At 38.0% G+C, this 16,465-nt stretch carries 15 protein-coding genes, 1 tRNA gene and 1 other annotated feature (1 of these 17 running past the window's edge); of the genes, 13 read left to right on the forward strand and 3 right to left on the reverse strand.

Annotated features, from left to right (window positions below):
• Positions 1-11 precede the first annotated feature (11 nt).
• On the reverse strand, positions 12-815 hold the full coding sequence (locus EUBDOL_RS08910; protein WP_004800612.1) for a Cof-type HAD-IIB family hydrolase: 804 nt from the start codon (positions 813-815) through the stop codon (positions 12-14).
• 231 nt (positions 816-1,046) lie between these two features.
• On the opposite strand from EUBDOL_RS08910, the gene EUBDOL_RS08915 reads away from it, so the two are divergent.
• The 4 genes from EUBDOL_RS08915 to EUBDOL_RS08930 all read left to right on the forward strand — a co-directional run bounded on the left by EUBDOL_RS08915 (position 1,047) and on the right by EUBDOL_RS08930 (position 4,530).
• The gene (locus tag EUBDOL_RS08915) at positions 1,047-1,595 is read left to right on the forward strand and encodes a hypothetical protein (protein ID WP_004800613.1); all 549 of its coding nucleotides are present in this window, start codon (positions 1,047-1,049) and stop codon (positions 1,593-1,595) included.
• Between the two features lie 124 nt (positions 1,596-1,719).
• Positions 1,720-2,058 carry an ankyrin repeat domain-containing protein gene (locus EUBDOL_RS08920; protein ID WP_004800614.1) on the forward strand — a complete coding sequence of 113 codons (339 nt, stop codon included), beginning with the start codon at positions 1,720-1,722 and terminating at the stop codon, positions 2,056-2,058.
• Positions 2,059-2,079: 21 nt separating this feature from the next.
• The gene (locus EUBDOL_RS08925) at positions 2,080-3,027 is read left to right on the forward strand and encodes a helix-turn-helix transcriptional regulator (RefSeq protein ID WP_040463690.1); all 948 of its coding nucleotides are present in this window, start codon (positions 2,080-2,082) and stop codon (positions 3,025-3,027) included.
• An 18-nt stretch (positions 3,028-3,045) separates the two neighbouring features.
• On the forward strand, positions 3,046-4,530 hold the full coding sequence (locus EUBDOL_RS08930) for a DUF2779 domain-containing protein (protein ID WP_004800616.1): 1,485 nt from the start codon (positions 3,046-3,048) through the stop codon (positions 4,528-4,530).
• Between the two features lie 62 nt (positions 4,531-4,592).
• Here the strand turns inward: EUBDOL_RS08930 and EUBDOL_RS11275 are convergent, their stop codons facing one another.
• A complete protein-coding gene (locus EUBDOL_RS11275; RefSeq protein ID WP_004800617.1) occupies positions 4,593-6,518 on the reverse strand; it encodes a peptidoglycan-binding domain-containing protein in 1,926 nt (641 codons plus the stop codon).
• 147 nt (positions 6,519-6,665) lie between these two features.
• Here EUBDOL_RS11275 and EUBDOL_RS08940 point away from each other — a divergent pair, with 147 nt between their 5' ends.
• From EUBDOL_RS08940 to yihA, 8 genes are all read left to right on the forward strand, one after another.
• Positions 6,666-7,664 carry a zinc dependent phospholipase C family protein gene (locus EUBDOL_RS08940; RefSeq protein ID WP_004800618.1) on the forward strand — a complete coding sequence of 333 codons (999 nt, stop codon included), beginning with the start codon at positions 6,666-6,668 and terminating at the stop codon, positions 7,662-7,664.
• Between the two features lie 18 nt (positions 7,665-7,682).
• Entirely contained in the window at positions 7,683-8,639 is a 957-nt protein-coding gene (locus EUBDOL_RS08945; protein ID WP_004800619.1) for a dipeptidase, read from the forward strand.
• Between the two features lie 138 nt (positions 8,640-8,777).
• Positions 8,778-9,311 (forward strand): ribosome hibernation-promoting factor, HPF/YfiA family, encoded by a 534-nt coding sequence (hpf, locus tag EUBDOL_RS08950; RefSeq protein WP_004800620.1) that lies wholly within the window; start codon positions 8,778-8,780, stop codon positions 9,309-9,311.
• 120 nt (positions 9,312-9,431) lie between these two features.
• Positions 9,432-9,508 (forward strand) — tRNA-Arg (locus tag EUBDOL_RS08955).
• 98 nt (positions 9,509-9,606) lie between these two features.
• The gene (locus tag EUBDOL_RS08960) at positions 9,607-10,338 is read left to right on the forward strand and encodes a DUF3196 family protein (protein WP_004800621.1); all 732 of its coding nucleotides are present in this window, start codon (positions 9,607-9,609) and stop codon (positions 10,336-10,338) included.
• A 39-nt stretch (positions 10,339-10,377) separates the two neighbouring features.
• On the forward strand, positions 10,378-11,649 hold the full coding sequence (gene tig, locus EUBDOL_RS08965; protein WP_004800622.1) for a trigger factor: 1,272 nt from the start codon (positions 10,378-10,380) through the stop codon (positions 11,647-11,649).
• Positions 11,650-11,890: 241 nt separating this feature from the next.
• Positions 11,891-14,215, forward strand: a complete 2,325-nt coding sequence (gene lon / locus EUBDOL_RS08970) for an endopeptidase La (protein ID WP_004800623.1) — start codon at positions 11,891-11,893, stop codon at positions 14,213-14,215.
• A 1-nt stretch (position 14,216) separates the two neighbouring features.
• On the forward strand, positions 14,217-14,807 hold the full coding sequence (gene yihA, locus EUBDOL_RS08975; RefSeq protein ID WP_004800624.1) for a ribosome biogenesis GTP-binding protein YihA/YsxC: 591 nt from the start codon (positions 14,217-14,219) through the stop codon (positions 14,805-14,807).
• Between the two features lie 68 nt (positions 14,808-14,875).
• Here the strand turns inward: yihA and EUBDOL_RS08980 are convergent, their stop codons facing one another.
• Positions 14,876-15,511 (reverse strand): hypothetical protein, encoded by a 636-nt coding sequence (locus EUBDOL_RS08980; RefSeq protein ID WP_004800625.1) that lies wholly within the window; start codon positions 15,509-15,511, stop codon positions 14,876-14,878.
• 144 nt (positions 15,512-15,655) lie between these two features.
• Here EUBDOL_RS08980 and EUBDOL_RS08985 point away from each other — a divergent pair, with 144 nt between their 5' ends.
• Positions 15,656-16,264 carry a hypothetical protein gene (locus EUBDOL_RS08985; RefSeq protein ID WP_004800626.1) on the forward strand — a complete coding sequence of 203 codons (609 nt, stop codon included), beginning with the start codon at positions 15,656-15,658 and terminating at the stop codon, positions 16,262-16,264.
• Positions 16,265-16,449: 185 nt separating this feature from the next.
• Positions 16,450-16,465, forward strand: a binding site (T-box leader); it runs 190 nt beyond the window's last position.

A 16,465-nucleotide genomic window follows, 5' to 3' on the forward strand; every position in this document is an offset into this window, starting at 1 on the left:
AGGATCAATGCTTAATCGTTAATGCAACCAATATGCAGAAGTCCTTTGTATATTCCGTCTTGATCGGTAGATGATGTTACGTAATCAGCCCTTTCTTTGATTTCTGCTACTGCATTACCCATAGCGATCGAATAGCCGGCTGTTTCCATCATACTAATATCATTATAGTTATCACCAAAACATATAACATCTTCTCTCTTTACGTTCAAATGCTGCATTAACTCACTTAAAGCACTTCCTTTTGTGCAACCTTTTACTGCAACATCAAACCCATCTTCACAATAACTTGTAAAGCTCATACGGGGGTGTTGAGAAAAGGCAGCTTTAACTATTTTTGGATCTGCATGAATACAGGCGGCTAGCACCTCCTCATCTTTTAAATGATGGTTTTGTAAAGGGCAATCCACAAAAATTTCTTGTCCGATATCGCTATTCATTTGACCTTCAAGCCAATTGATCTTTTCACTGTGTTGATATAAATACATACCATCTTTGAATTTCAAAACCAATCCGGCTTCATGAGCATTTGCGAAATCAACTAGGTCTTGAATATCCTCTTTAGCAAGGACATGTTTTTTTATGATTTGTTTTTTGTTGTTGGTCAGCACTCCACCGGACATGGAAATAATATAATCAGCAGTTAGCTCATCAAGAGCTTTTCCTAGTCCATAAAAAGCACGACCACTGGCAATAACAAAGATATGACCGTTTTCTTTTGCTTTTTTTATCGATGCAATAGCTGAGCTTGGGATTTCATGATGAACCATATCATAAAGTGTTCCATCTACATCAAAAACTAATACTTTTTGTTGCATACGTTTCCTCCATATTCCTGCTTTCTATTTTGGATTAAAGCTACTTGACATAAAAGCCTTTAGTATTTCATGACAGTTGCAGCTCTTTCAGAACCCTAATATAAGCAGTTTGTCTTTTCATAATTGAATTTCCAATCTATTATAACATAACTTATTTTTGACGAATCTTAAAATTTGTAAGGTATAAAAAGTATTTTTATACACATAATAAGCTTGACAGGAGGTTGGAATATGAAAAAAATAATTATTGTATGTGCTAGTTTGGCTTTGACAGCAGGAATGCTTGGAGGGTGTAGTAATAAAAATGATAAGGCGGTTGAAAATACTGTTAATCGTTCAAGCGACTATGTGAAAAAAGATATTGAAAAAAATGCTAGAAAAACAAAAAACGATGTAGAAGAAAGTATTGACCACATGATGAAGTATTTAAAAGATGAAGGTGTTGTGTATGAAAATATGCAGAATATCGATCAGATCGATTTTGCTGCCCATGAAGGTCGAAGCTTTGAAATTAACGGAAATAAGGTTTACTTATATCGTGTAAAGTCAGAAGATGAAAACATGAAGAAGCTCTTACGACAAGCAGAGGAAACAGGACGTGTTAAGGTGCGTATTGATAATAAAGAAAAAGAATATATGGCACAGGTAAATGGCACGTATCTGATGCTATATGATCAAAATGTGAAGGCAGATGATCTTCAGCGTGTTTTCCCTAATTATTCACAAGGAAATCTACAAGAAACAAATCCTTATCAAGACCAAAGTATGAAGGACGAATAGCCAGATGTATATCTGGTTTTTCTTTACTTTTTACAAATAAAATGCCATAATTTTCTTAATGTTACGTATATTTGTAACATTAAGGTTTATTATATGCTTACAAAGAAACTGGAGGTAAGTATATATGACGAAAGAACATGTTTTAGCGAAACAGCTTTTAAATGCAGTATGGAATGAAGATGTGGAATTAGCTGGGATTGTACTAGATGCCGGTGCAGATGCCAATTGGTATTTTAATGGATATCCAATCTTATTACATGCAGTATTTACACGCAATGAGGAAATGGTTATGCTACTATTGGAGTATGGGGCACAGCAGGCATCGGAAGCCTTGGGATTTGCATTGGATCGCGGTATCGGAGAAATGGTTCGTCCACTGGCTTTCTTGGGAATAGTTCCAAAAAAGGAACACGTTTTAAAAAAATACGGTGAATTTCCGCAACGCTACGCACCAATTATATAGTATTGAAAATAAAGGAGAACTATGGCACGCTTAAAAAATTGTATTCGCATGCTGCAGCTGTTAAAGGCTCGAGGAATGATGAGCAGAACCCAACTTGCAGCGGAGCTTGGTTGTAATAAGCGACAGATTTTGGATTATAAAAGAGAATTAGAGGAAGCCGGCTATTTAATAGAAAGTGTACGCGGAGCGCATGGAGGCTATGTTTTGAGATCCTTTGACATTGTACCATCAAATGGGTTTACAACATCACAGATGCATGCATTGAAAGAAGCTCGCTCCTATATGACTACACATAAAGATTTTCTATTCTATCAAGATTACATGGCAGCAATGGATAAACTTTTGTTTTCTCTTTCTTATAAAGATGGTGAAAACGGTGTTTATATAGCATCAGATGTTGCCGGTTTATCCTCCAAAATGGCAGAGGCGATACAACTTTGTGAATGGGCGAGAGATCAGCATCGTTGTATGGAGATAGCATATCGTTCTATGAAATCCGATGTCTATGAGCCTATACGCATACAGCCCTATGAGATATTACATTATAAGGACGGGTATTATTGCTTAGCATATTCCTTAAAAGCTAAGGATTATCGTATTTATAAATTCAGTGAGGAACGTATGCGGCAATGCGTCTTGTGCGAACAAAGCTTTACTAGAGCTTCTGACTTTCGCTTGCTTGATCATATCGGTAGAAACGGTCTTGTACGTGATGAAGTGTATGAATTGGAATTGATGGTATATGGTACGAGTGCACGTTTTTTAGCAGAGAAAAAAATTGGCATCAATGAGAAAAAAGAGTGGATCGATAAAGATTGTTTGCACGTTAGTGTTGTGATGGAAGGAAAGCTTGAGGCATTGCACTTTTTAATGTCATTACAACATGAATGTAAATTGTTAGCGCCACAGGAGTTAAAAAAGGAGATGCTGAAAATAATCGAAGATATGAATAAGGCATATTCTTCCTAATCGAGGTGTGATATAATCATGGGGAAAGTGAAGTGGGTAAATATGTTACATCTTTCGGATATACGGAAATGGGAACGTTGCGAGCGTTGCTTTTGGCTTTCTACAAGAAAACCGAAGGCATTTACGCCATTTGTCAATGTAAATGAGAATATTTACGAATTGGTAAAGCAGTATTTTGGTTTAACCGATGCTTTTGAAGGAGAAGCGAATGATGACGCAGACAAAGCACTTAACGCATTGGAAACAAAGAATGCTTTGTTGAATGCACGTTTTTCTTATCGTGATTTACGAATTAAGGTTCCTTTATTATTGAAGGAAAAAGACGGTTTTGCGATGATCATGATTTATCGTTTAAGTTTTCCAAAAGAGAAGGAAGCACAAGCGATTGCCGATATGCTCTATGTATTACAAAAATGTGGAGTGCCTATTGTGAAAGTGTCGGCTTTGCACTTAAATGGAAGCTATACGCGCATGGGAAGCTTAAATGTAAAAGAGCTCTTTGTAGAAAGTGATTGTTTATACAATTCTAAAAATAAAGCACATAAGACAATTGCAGAATTGGTGAAGGATTGTTATCGTGATCTGGATCCGATTCTTGATGAACTGCATGGTATTGTTCAAAAGGGCGAGATTCCACCGAAACGAAAAGCAGCCTGTACGCGAGGTGGTAAATGCCTTTTTTATGAGGATTGTTTTCAAGAAAAGGTAGATGATGATTCACTTTTACATTTAATGCAGTCTGCACACAAGCTATCAATGCTGTCAGAAGGCAAAGAAACAATGCAGGAAGTTGATATCGAGCGTTTGGAGGGTACGCGTCAGCAATATGCTCAAGTAATGGCAGCAAGACTTCATGGCTGTTATGTAGATAAGCCTCAATTGCGTCTTTGGTTGCGCACGCATATTCAATATCCGATTTCTTATCTTGATTTTGAATGGGAAACCTTTGTTTTTCCACCTTATGATAAGATGAAACCATTTGATGTTTTAGCTTTTCAATATAGTTTGCACATTGAACAACAAGATGGAACACTTACCCATACCGGCTTTATCGGAGAAAAGGATTGCCGCGAGGAGTTTATTCTTTCCTTGCTTGCGAATATACCGAAAAACGGTACGATATTAGTATTTAATATGGAGGGAGCGGAAAAGCTTCGCTTGATCCAGTTGGCAAATCAGTTTCCGCAATACGAAGAATCCTTGCGACAAATTTGGGAGCGTATGGTGGATTTATCGCTGCCTTTTGCAAGTGGCACAATTTACGATTTGCGACAACGAGGCGGTTATTCGTTAAAAACATTGGTATCCATTTTTTCCGATTACCATTATGCAGATTTGGATATTTCTATCGGTATGGACGCGGTGGAAAAATGGCGGAGATACAGCATGAGTGAAGATGCAGGGGAAAGAGCTGAAATCTATCATCAGTTAGAGGAATATTGTGCAATGGATACGTATGCCGAATATATTGTTTATCATGCATTGCGAAATATAGTTACATGATGAAATATGAAAATATATGCACCTAGTACAGCTTTGACTGACTAAGTGCATGTTTTTTTTTGTTAAGAGCTTAATTCATGAAAACAGGAATCTAATACATCAATGGTAAGTGCATCAGTGCCTTCCTTAAGTGGCAATCCCATGAGGGTTTGAAAGTCGGTTAGTGAGGCTTGTGTAGCTTCATCGAAAACTCCGCTTACAGGAACACTATCAACACTAGGATAATATTTGGCAATCATATTCAGCTGATGCTGAAGAATGGCGGTATCGGCAGTATTTGCCTGAAGCTGTGCGGCAATAGAAAATAATAATTCCCATGTTTTCACTCCGACAATTCCATCTGCCGTTAAATCGAATAGGCTTTGAAAATTACGAATGGCATTACGTGTTGCTGCCCCAAAGATGCCATCGACATTCACGCTAGGAATATCCGTATATTGCTTTGCAAGTTTATTGATGGCATTTTGAACTGCCTCTACAGCATCTCCACTGGTACCTAATTGAAGTGGGATACCAGGATAAGGTAAAGGAGCATTGGTTGGTGGAAGCTGATTGGAAATTGAGGTATAAACTTGATAGATACGATCCCAAGTAGCTTGTCCTACCAAGCCATCGGCAGTTAAACCAAAGCGTTTTTGAAAAGCGAGGATCGCATTGTATGTTCCGGCTCCAAAGCGTCCGTCAATGCTTACCTCGGGGATTTCCGGATAAAACAAGCGAATAGAGGAAAGATAATATTGCATAAGTTGTGTTTCCACACTGCGATCACCTTGGCGCAATACACGTTGTTGCCAAACTCCGCTATATAATGTAGAAAGATAGCCAAGTGAGCCTAGTTCTGCTAACTTTCGAACAGCGACAAAAATAAAGCTGATACGATACCAGGTCGTACGTCCGACAATTCCATCGACGGTGAGATTGAATTGGCGTTGGAAGGTACGGACAGCGGATTGAGTGGCTGTTTCAAATTCCCCGTTTACTGGAAAAATCGGACGAATAGCGGGATAGTTGATAGCAATTGCATTTAAAAAGGCTTGCAGCATTGCGACATCTTTTCCGACACTTCCAAGCTGTAAGGGGGTGCCGGGATAAGAGGGACGGATATCTTGTATGGTATCACTGGAAACAATTCGAATGGTATCTCCGTAATAGTATTGTAAAATGGATAAGGCATCATATCCGCGAGTTGCCAGATCCTGTGTACCCCATTGCTTCATTCCGGGGCATTGAGCAATCTTTCCATCGCAATATTCTGCATAAAAGGGCTCGGTGAAGTTCTTTTTCTGAATATACTCTTGAAATACCTCCTCTACAATTTCGGCAACATTATCGTAGATTACACGATTTTTTACAAAAGCCTGATCGTAGGCGGTGCTGTTGGTAATATCAAAATTATAGCCTTGGCTACGATACCACTCGGTAAAGACACGATTCAGTGCCAATGACATTTGCGCCCATACATTAGCTTTTATAGCTTCGCGTGGCCAGGTTGGATAAATTTCCGAACTAGCAACATTTTTTAAATAGTAAAGGAAGGGAACGGTTAGATTTTCTCCATCACGATTGGGCCTTCCTAAATGAACGGTAATGGAAGTAGGTATGATTACTTCTTGCAGCATTGCATCAATCCCTCCTTTTGGATCAATTGCTACTTCATGGCTTTTAGAAGAAAAGTGGGGTTCTTTTAATGAAATCGAAAGTATCGCTTCGTCTTTACGGTAAGGAGGAAGCAGCATTGATAAGATAGCTGTTACGTTTGCAAATATCGCAATGTTTTGGATAATGAGCTTAGCATGGCCCTTTTTCGATATTTCTACTTGATACAGCAGGTAAGGTGAAGCTTCTTTTTCTTGTGCGGTTTCTGTATATAGTGGAATTTTAATACTTTTTCCATAATGGTCGGTGATGAAAAAATCTTCATACACAAGCAAATGATCAGCTGTGCGAGTAATTCGAATATAGGCATCGCAGATGGGAGTTTCCAACATCGTTTTATAGAGCTCTATCTGTAAAAAACCGGTTGCGATAGTCTCACCTCCTAATCTACCTTATGTGTCTTAGGTAAAAAGGCATGGTATGAATGCCTATTTTGCGCATGTTTATGATATAATAAACACAAAAGTGAGGAAATGTGTATGCCGAATATTATTACCCATAAGATTTTTGCGGAAGAAGTCGCAAAACAAATTCATCACCCGAAGATTTTAGAACTTATTTACCAGCATGAGCAGCTTTTCTATATCGGAAGCAATGGTCCGGATTTTTTATTTTTTCATCATGCACTTCCATGGGAGGCATATAAGGATCAAACGCTAAGTCGGCTTGGAAATCGTATGCATAGCAGCGGAACGAATACTTTTTACTCCATTGCGCTGACACAGATCAAACGTCAAAAAAAACCTGCTGTTAAGGAGGCAATGATGGGATATTTGTTTGGTCATTTATGCCATTGGGCGTTGGATCGAACAACACACCCTTATATTTTTTATCGTACGGGACATGGAAAGCTGATCAACTGCAGCTATCATCATCGTTTTGAGTCTATGATTGATACAGTGATGCTAAAGAAGTTTAAGCATACGGATATTCGAAAGTTTCAAAGCAGTAGGATCTGTGAGTTTGATGATGATATGCTGAAAGCAATCGCACGTATTTACGTTCCATGTGCGAAAGAAGGCTTTGCGACAAAGCTTACCGTACATGAAATTCGTGAATCCATTACCGCATGGGGAAAGGTACAAAAACTTTTGTACGATCCCAAATATATTAAATTTAATATATTGCAAGGTTTGGAAAGCATGGTCAATAAGCCATGGCTATTATCAGGAAATATTGTTTTATGTGATGAGGATAAGCAATATGATGTTTTAAACGAAGAACATCGTTATTGGCAACACCCTTGCGATGATCATATTTCAAGCAATGCCTCCTTCCTAGATTTATTTTGGCAAGCCACTTATCTTGCATGTGAGGTCATCATGAAGGCATACGATTGTATTGCTTACGATGCCGATGAGAATATATTGTTAGATGTGTTGAAAAACGAAAGCTATGACACCGGCTTAAGTGAGCAACAGGAAATGAAATATTTTGATATTATTTATGAACATGAGGAAACAAAGAACATACAATAAAAATAGGAGCTGAGCATAGTGGAATTTTTTGATTTGCATGCAGACATCGGTTATGATGTTATACAGAAACGAAGAAAAGAAGAAACGCATATTATAGAAAAATATCATTTGAAAAAGTTCCGTGAGGGTGAGATTTCTTTTGTATGTATGGCGTGTAATTTTGAGGGAACAGAGTCATGGTGGGATATGCAGGAAATGGTGCTTGCTTTAAAAGAGGAAATTGCCCTTTGTGATGAAGTGGATCTTGTTTTAACAAAAGATGATTTGTTGGAAAACAATTCGCATATCAAAGCTTTACTGACAGTGGAAGGTATGTGCGGTATTAAAGATCATGTAGCGGAAAAGATAACATGGCTTTATCAACAGGGAGTGCGTATTGCATCTCTGTGTTGGAATGATGAAAATGAACTAGCAACCGGGGTGAAAGGAAATCCACTGCATGGCTTAAAAACCAAGGGCAAAGAGGCTATTGAAACCATGATGAAGTTGAATATGGTGCTAGATGTATCTCACGCCAATGAAAAAACCTTTTGGGATATTATGGAGTATCCTATCCAAGTTATGGCTACGCATTCCAATGCACGTGCATTGTGCAATCACCCAAGAAATCTATATGATGATGCCATTTTGGCAATCAAGCAGCATCACGGTTTTATCGGGGTTGTCAGTGCTCCAAGCTTTGTGAATACAGAAAACGATAAACAGGATATAGTGCATATATTGGAGCATGTAGAACATATACAGGCTTTGATAGGAATAGATCGTGTGGGATTTGGATTGGATTATATGGATTTTTATGAAGGTTGTGAAGATTTTCATACGAAGGATTTAGAGAATGCCGCTAAGACGCAGAATTTGGTATGTGTAATGAAGGAAAGAGGATATACTGAACAAAAAACAGCGATGCTATGTTGTGGGAATGCTTTGCGTTATTTGACGGAAATATATGAAAAAACACATCATGGTAAAGTGTAGGATAATTCACTTGAAAATAAAATAAAAAGGCTTTTCCAGCCCTCTGACTTTAGTTTATCACAAACATATAGAAAATGATAGACTGTTATATTAGTTTTTTTAGGATATAATAAAAGTATAAATAAGGAGGGATTATTAATGAAAGTTAATATCTATGGAAAAAACATTACGGTTACCCCTGCTCTTTCCGAAAAGATCGAAAAGAAATTAAATCATTTGGAAAAATATTTCATGATTGATGATTCTGTGGTAGCGAATGTTGTTGTTCGTGTCTATCCGAACAAGCAAAAAATCGAGGTGACGATCCCTACCAAATATGCAGTACTTCGTACCGAAGTCGTACATGATGACTTATATGCTGCTATTGATCTTGCTATTGATAAGCTGGAAGATCAAATTCGTCGACAAAAAACTCGTTTAACAAGAAAAAACAAGGAAAAATTGGCGTATGCCTTTATCGAAGAAATGGACTTTGAAGATTCGTATGAGGATAATGATGAGCTTGTGCGTACAAAGACTGTTACAGTAGATACGATGGAGCTTGATGAAGCCATTATGCGTATGGAAATGCTAGGGCATAGTTTCTTCATTTATCGTGATAATGAAACAAATGAAATCGCTGTTGTTTATAAACGTCATGATGGCGGATATGGTTTATTGGAAACAGAGTAAGGATTTGTCAAGAAAGGTTCGGCTGAAGATTGCCGACCTTTTTTTGCGGTTTTTATGATAAATGAAAAAAACGGTTGAAATATGGATAAAAATTTGGTATCATAATTAAGCAATTAAGATGTCTACATAGCTCAGCTGGATAGAGCACACGCCTTCTAAGCGTGCGGTCGAAGGTTCGAATCCTTCTGTGGACGCCATTTAAGAGATAAGCACACTGCGGTGTGCTTTTTTCGTTGCGATTTTACCTAATCTATGATATATTTATGGAGGTTTAATCGTTAATGAAGGTGAATTCATGGATAGTTATTATGATGAGATTCTAAAAAAAATCAAAGATCTTATGGACGAAGGTAAGTATGCAGAGGCAAATAAGCTTTTGGAAGAAGAGCTTGCAATGCCTTATATTCCTTTTAATGTAGAGGAAGAATTGATTCAATGCTATAATGAATGTCGTAGTGAGCTGCGTGCCCATACACAGAAAGCTTATAGCGAAGATGATATAGAAGCTATGCTTGCCGGAGAACTGGACGAACAATTCTTAGCGATTGAGCAGTTGAAAAAAAGTAATATTCGTAACTATGTAGATGTAATTCAGAATTTCCTTTCACAAAAGAATGTACATACGCTTGTTCGCTCATTGCTGATTGAAGCGATGATGGATCAAAATATCACAGATGAGTTTACATGTGAGATCAATGGCTTAGAGGTTTGCTTTTCACCTTGTGCGATTGATTCGGTTATGGAAAGTGAAGGCGTAAATAAGGCTGTGATGTATTTGCGGAAATGGTTCGAGAATGACAATCCGACCTTTGCCATGATGTGTGTGGAATCCTTGATCAAGGAAGCTTACCTTCGCTTGCCCTTTACTATTGAGGAGGACGAAGGAGAAGCACTTGCGGCTGCTATTGCACATTATGTTTTTGTTGCTCATGAGGAGTATGAGGCATGGCAAAGCTTTTATAAGGAAAAAAACCTTGCACAATACAATGGTTATGAATTATTATTAAATACGTATGATAGCTTGTAAAAGTAAAATGCTCATTCGTAAATATTAGGAGGAATTAACATGAGTAATTGGGAATTAAAAGAAAAATCAACAGGTGAATTGATTACAACCGTTGAAGGTGAAGCTTGGAAAACAGCACAGAAAAAAGCATTCAACAGACTTGCGAAAAAAGTAAACCTACCGGGCTTTCGTCCGGGAACTGCACCGGCAGCTTTGGTCAAAAAACAAATCAGTACACAAAATGTATTGATGGAAGCTATTGATGATGTTGCAGGTGAAGCATTGAGTGCTGCTATCAAAGAGCATGACCTATGGGTTGTAACTCGTCCTTCCTTAGATATTGAAAGTATTGATGAAGAAAAAGTAACCTTTAAGTTTATCGTTACTGTAAAACCAGAGGTTAAGCTTGGTGATTATAAAGGATTGGATATCCATAAAGAAGAAGTAAATGTGGAAGCTGCTGATGTAGATGCAGAGATTACTCGTTTACAGGAACGCTTTGCTGATTTGGTATTGAAAGAAGAAGGCAAAGTAGAAAATGGCAATACTGCTGTTATCGACTTTGAAGGCTTCAAGGACGATGTTCCATTTGAAGGCGGTAAGGGAGAAAGCTATCCTCTTGTAATTGGCAGTGGTACATTTATTCCGGGATTTGAAGAACAGTTAATTGGTATGGGTGTTGAAGAAACAAAAGATATCAATGTAACATTCCCTGAAGAATACCAGGTAGCTGAGCTTGCCGGGCAGCCGGTGGTATTTAAGGTTACCGTACATGAAATCAAAGAAAAGGTATTGCCGGAAGTAAATGATGAATTGGTAAAACAGGCAAAGGTTGAAAATGTTGAAACTGTAGATGCTTATAGAGAATTTGCTCATAAAAATTTAGAAGAAACAAAAACACGCGAAGCAAATCAGAAGTTTGAAAACGAAGTATTAACGGCTATTGTAGAAGCTGCTGAGGTTGAAATTCCTGATGTAATGGTAGAAGAAGAAACCGATAATTTGGTACGCGACTTTGAACAGCGTCTTCAGGCACAAGGCTTTGGCTTGGATCAGTTCTTGCAGATTACCGGAAATACCAAAGAAGGTATTCGTGAAGAAATGTCCAAAGATGCTTACAATAAGGTGAAAGTACGTTTAGTATTAGAAGCAATTGCTGCTGCCGAAAGCTTGGAAGTAAGTGAAGAAGATATTGAAAAAGAGCTTAACAATATTGCGGAAATGTATGCGATGCCTCTTGATCAGGTAAAAGCTGCAATCTCTGCTGATGCTATTTCTTATGACCTGCGTATTCGCAAAGCACTTGAATTTGTCAAAGAAAACGTTAAGTAATGAAAACAAGGACGCTGCTGCTTGCGTCCTTTTTTATGTAAGGTACTTTTAGCACTAAAAGCTTGACAGTGCTAAGGGAATATTTTATACTATTAGCAGACCTTAGTTATGAGTGCTAGTGTTTTTGCAGGCAAAGGACTGGCAATGGTAAGGTGGAGTATGCTATAAATGGACAAGAAATAATATGATGTATAGAATGGAGTAGACTATAAGTAGTAGTTGCTCGGAAAGGAGAATTGCCATGAATGAATTAGAAGTACAAACGGTAATTTCACTTCCTTTGGTATGTACTAGAGGAGTTATAGTTTTTCCCTCACAGGATATTATTATTGATGTAGGACGGGAAAAATCAATACAAGCTATTGAAGAAGCGCAGCAGCATCATGACGGTAATGTCGTTTTGGTTGCTCAGCGTGATTTAAGTATGGAGGAACCAAAGGTAAACGAACTGTATTCTTTTGGAAGCCTATGTAAAATTAAGCATATTCGTCGTATGGACGGCTTTTTGCGTGTGAAATTTCACGGGCTTGAACGTGTGGAAATCACTGAATTTGCTGATGATGATACGATGATGAGCGTGCGTGCGGTGATTTGTGAGGACATTGAACAGGATACTATGGAGGAAATGGCTCTTATTCGTAAGCTGGCAAAACAGTTTGAACAGATTGAGGCTATTTCTCAAGCTATTCCAAAAGAAATGATCAATGAATTGGCAAAAGGAATGTCCGCAAAGCAGTTATGCGATCAGATTGCGCAAATTTTCCCTTTTAGCCTAGAAAAACGTCAAGAGTTGTTAGAAACCCTAGGAATCAACGATCGTTTATATTTGATTTTACAGGAAATTGAAAGTGAGCGTGAGCTAAGTGAAATCGAAAATATGATCAATGAGAAGGTGAAAACACGTATTGAGGAAGGACAGAAAGAGTATTATTTACGTGAAAAGCTACGAGCTATTAAGGAAGAACTCGGAGATGTTTCAGATAGCGACAAAGATGCAGATGCTATTCGTAAGCGTTTGGAGGAAAATCCATATCCGCAGGCGATTAAAAATAAAGTGCTAGATGAGCTTTCACGTTATGAAATGCTTCCGGCGGCAAGTGGAGAAACCGGTGTTATTAAAACGTATATTGATTGGTTGATGGATCTTCCTTGGTGGCAGGAGTCTAAAGATAATGAAGATTTGAATCGTGCCAGTGAAGTTTTGAATGAGGATCATTATGGCTTAGAAAAAGTAAAAGAAAGAATTTTAGAATACTTGGCAGTTAAGCAAATGACCAAATCTTTAAAGGCACCGATTATTTGCTTAGTAGGTCCTCCGGGAGTGGGAAAAACCTCGTTAGCAAAATCGGTTGCGAAAGCTTTGGAACGTAAATTTGTAAAAATCTCTTTAGGTGGTGTCAAGGACGAGTCGGAAATTCGTGGGCATCGTAGAACATATCTTGGCAGTATGCCGGGACGTTTTATTCAGTCTATGAAAAAAGCCGGCACGATCAATCCGGTATTCTTGATTGATGAAATTGATAAAATGGCAAGTGATTATAAAGGCGATCCGGCAAGTGCTATGCTAGAGGTTTTAGATCCTGAGCAGAATGCCATGTTCTCCGATCACTATATCGAAGAAAACTATGATTTGAGTAAGGTTTTGTTTATCGCAACAGCAAATTATTTGGAAAATATCCCTAATGCATTACGTGATCGTTTGGAGATTATCGAACTTTCCAGTTACACCGAACTTGAAAAGTTGGAAATCGCAAAACGTCATTTAGTACCGAAACAGCTGAGTGAGAACGGTTTAAAAGCCAGTCAGCTGAAAATCGGTGATGATATGCTTACGTATTTGGTACGCTATTACACTAGAGAATCGGGTGTTCGCCAGCTTGAACGTGTAATCGCAACCATTTGCCGCAAGAGTGTGCTTGCTATTTTAAAGGATAATAAGCGCAGTATCAAGGTAACGAAGAAATTGATCAATGAATGGCTTGGACATGAAAAGGTAGATTATGGTAAACGCGAAACTAAGGATCAGGTAGGAACGGTTACCGGACTTGCCTATACTTCATTTGGCGGTGATGTATTGCAGGTTGAAGTAAATCACTTTGAAGGTAAGGGGAAGCTGGTAATTACCGGACAGCTTGGCGATGTTATGAAGGAAAGTGCATCAATCGCCTTTGATTATGTACGTGCCAATGCCAAAAAATATAAAATCAATCCGGAAATTTTTGAAAAAAGTGATATCCATATTCATGTTCCGGAAGGAGCGGTTCCTAAAGATGGACCAAGTGCCGGTGTTACATTAACGACTGCGCTTGTTTCCAGCCTAAGCAATATCCCGGTAAAAGCGGATTTGGCAATGACCGGTGAAGTTACTTTGCGTGGGCATGTCTTACCAATTGGTGGCTTGAAGGAAAAATCAATGGCAGCACATCGCTGTGGAATTACAAAGATTGTCATTCCGAAAGCAAATGTGAAGGATTTGGACGATATTCCGGAAACGGTGAAGGAAAACGTAACTTTTATTCCGGTAGAAAAAGTGTCGCAGGTTTTAGACGCTGCCTTGGTAAAATAAGATGATGAATTTTCAAAAGGCGGAACTTGTTATTTCGGCTCCGGATAAAAAGTCTTGGCCGGACAGCGACTTGCCGGAAATTGTTTTGGCAGGACGTTCAAATGTAGGGAAAAGCAGCTTTATCAATGCTATGTGCAATCGGAAGAAGCTTGCCTATGTGGGAAATTCACCGGGTAAGACACGATTGTTGAATTTCTTTAATTTAGATGATAAATATATGTTTGTCGATGTTCCCGGTTATGGCTATGCTAAAATATCAAAAGCACAGCTGATTAAATTCGGGCAAATGATGGAAGATTATTTCAGTGAGCGTTCTCAGAAAAAAGGTCTTGTTTTGATTGTGGATGCACGTCATAAACCGACCGATGACGATATTACTATGATTGAGTTCGCCCGCTATTATGAAATTCCCGTTTGTGTTGTCGCAACAAAAATGGATAAATTAAAATCTTCTCAACGTCATAAGCAATTGAAGCTCATTCGTCAGACCTTAGAGCTTTCAGAAGATGAAAAGCTGTTTCCGTTTTCAAGTGAAACAAAGCAGGGAATTGACGAGGTGTGGGAGTATTTAATTCCTATCTTTGAATCTTAATAGGTATATAAAAAGCAGATTTTGTCTGCTTTTTATATGCTTTAAACTTTTGAAAAATAATAAGTGATTTATTCAGCAGGTTTTTTTTCGACTGCTAAAATCAATTCCTTTGCATAAGGCAAGGAAGCAATCCAATCACATACATCATGCCATTCTTGTAGCTTATGTGTACGTCTGGCATAATATATATTCATCAGGGTTTCATAATTCAGTGTGCAAGTACGCATTTGATGGTAGTTACTAGGCAATAGCTGAATCATGGAATACCAAATCGTTTTATCCTTTGTTTCCAAGTACTCTTGACGCAATTCTTCTAATACGTCAATTGTAGCTTTTAGTGAAGCTAATGCTTTTTCATTCATGTGGTCATAAGAGAAGTCCTCTAGCTCAAAAGGCTTGCTGGCAATTTTATGCATAGTAGATGTAGAATTGGCAACAGTGGCTACTTTATAGGTGTCATATTCTTTCCACCAGTAAAGCGGAGCAGTGAAATCAACAGACACAAAAATCTGACGAATGAATTTGCGATGATCGCTTCCTGCACGTGCTAATCGTTGAGCAAGGTTTAGGTCATTAGGTCCCATGATAAAATTTCCTTTTCCATCATAGTAGGAATCCATACGATTCCAACTGTTCATAGGATTTCTAGCGCCTCGAATGGCATTTTCAAAATTCATTACGCTTGTGCGTTCAATCTTAATCATTTTCTATACCTCATTTCGTATACGTATATATATTACCATATTATTTATAAATACGATGCTTATTTGCCTGTTTATTCATATTTTGTTTTGCTCTTTGCATAAAGTGCTGCGCTTTTTCATACATAAAGGATAGGAGGTTTTATCATGAAAACAATGACGATAGAGAAAAAGTTGCTTTTTGATGAAGCGATTACGGCGGTTAAGGAGGTTCATGCAAGACACGAGTTGGTATATGAGCAAGAAGCAGATGGCAGTATTCGTGCATGCGGTCCTTTATATTTAGAGGGCATCATGGTAAATGCGTTTGGTCGTGATGAAAGATTCAAGGAAATATTGGATATGGATATTTTAGCTCCTTATCATAAATTGACATCGGAGCCATTTTCGATTGAGGTACGAGATGTGGAGCATCATGTAGAAGATGATGGAATCGCACTTGTTATTCATATGGATATCTTAGGCCTATGCCAAGAAAAAAAAGAGCTTTCAGCAAGCGTCAGCATTGAAGAAGATGTACCTCTTCCAGAAACAAAGAAGGAAATAGAAAGCGAAAAAACGGATCTTGCAGAGGAATTTGAAGATTTATTTGAAGATGAAGAAACAACCTATACCTCCTATTGCTTAGTAGTGGCACAAAATGATGATTCTTATGCCAGTATTGCGGCTCGCTATCAAGTAGAGGAAGGTAAGTTACGTCAAATAAACCGTGAGAAAGAACTTTGTGCTAAAGCACTTGTTGTATTACCTTTTTAGTATTGCTTTAAGCTATTCGCTCGTTTAATGTTTTTTGTATGGATACGTTTAAAATTGGAACGATAAATTACAACAGCAAATGAAATCTGTAAAAGTGCACAAGATATTTTACCTATCAGCAAGAAATATCGAAACTCAAAAGAATTGTGTATTGAAACTTTATCAAGTTTTGTTTATAATGGTAACATATAGCGAGGAAGA

It is taken from the genome of Amedibacillus dolichus DSM 3991, from assembly GCF_000154285.1.
GTDB classification, from domain to species: Bacteria; Bacillota_I; Bacilli_A; order Erysipelotrichales; family Erysipelotrichaceae; genus Amedibacillus; species Amedibacillus dolichus.

Bases quoted from the DNA above. Each gene is read 5' to 3' on its own strand.
- EUBDOL_RS08925 (WP_040463690.1), top strand. From the start codon at position 2,080: ATGGCACGCTTAAAAAATTGTATTCGCATGCTGCAGCTGTTAAAGGCT.
- lon (WP_004800623.1), top strand. From the start codon at position 11,891: ATGAATGAATTAGAAGTACAAACGGTAATTTCACTTCCTTTGGTATGT.
- EUBDOL_RS08940 (WP_004800618.1), top strand. From the start codon at position 6,666: ATGCCGAATATTATTACCCATAAGATTTTTGCGGAAGAAGTCGCAAAA.
- EUBDOL_RS08960 (WP_004800621.1), top strand. From the start codon at position 9,607: ATGGATAGTTATTATGATGAGATTCTAAAAAAAATCAAAGATCTTATG.
- yihA (WP_004800624.1), top strand. From the start codon at position 14,217: ATGATGAATTTTCAAAAGGCGGAACTTGTTATTTCGGCTCCGGATAAA.
- tig (WP_004800622.1), top strand. From the start codon at position 10,378: ATGAGTAATTGGGAATTAAAAGAAAAATCAACAGGTGAATTGATTACA.
- EUBDOL_RS08980 (WP_004800625.1), bottom strand. From the start codon at position 15,511: ATGATTAAGATTGAACGCACAAGCGTAATGAATTTTGAAAATGCCATT.
- EUBDOL_RS08920 (WP_004800614.1), top strand. From the start codon at position 1,720: ATGACGAAAGAACATGTTTTAGCGAAACAGCTTTTAAATGCAGTATGG.
- EUBDOL_RS08985 (WP_004800626.1), top strand. From the start codon at position 15,656: ATGAAAACAATGACGATAGAGAAAAAGTTGCTTTTTGATGAAGCGATT.
- EUBDOL_RS11275 (WP_004800617.1), bottom strand. From the start codon at position 6,518: ATGTTGGAAACTCCCATCTGCGATGCCTATATTCGAATTACTCGCACA.
- EUBDOL_RS08910 (WP_004800612.1), bottom strand. From the start codon at position 815: ATGCAACAAAAAGTATTAGTTTTTGATGTAGATGGAACACTTTATGAT.
- EUBDOL_RS08915 (WP_004800613.1), top strand. From the start codon at position 1,047: ATGAAAAAAATAATTATTGTATGTGCTAGTTTGGCTTTGACAGCAGGA.
- EUBDOL_RS08930 (WP_004800616.1), top strand. From the start codon at position 3,046: ATGGGGAAAGTGAAGTGGGTAAATATGTTACATCTTTCGGATATACGG.
- hpf (WP_004800620.1), top strand. From the start codon at position 8,778: ATGAAAGTTAATATCTATGGAAAAAACATTACGGTTACCCCTGCTCTT.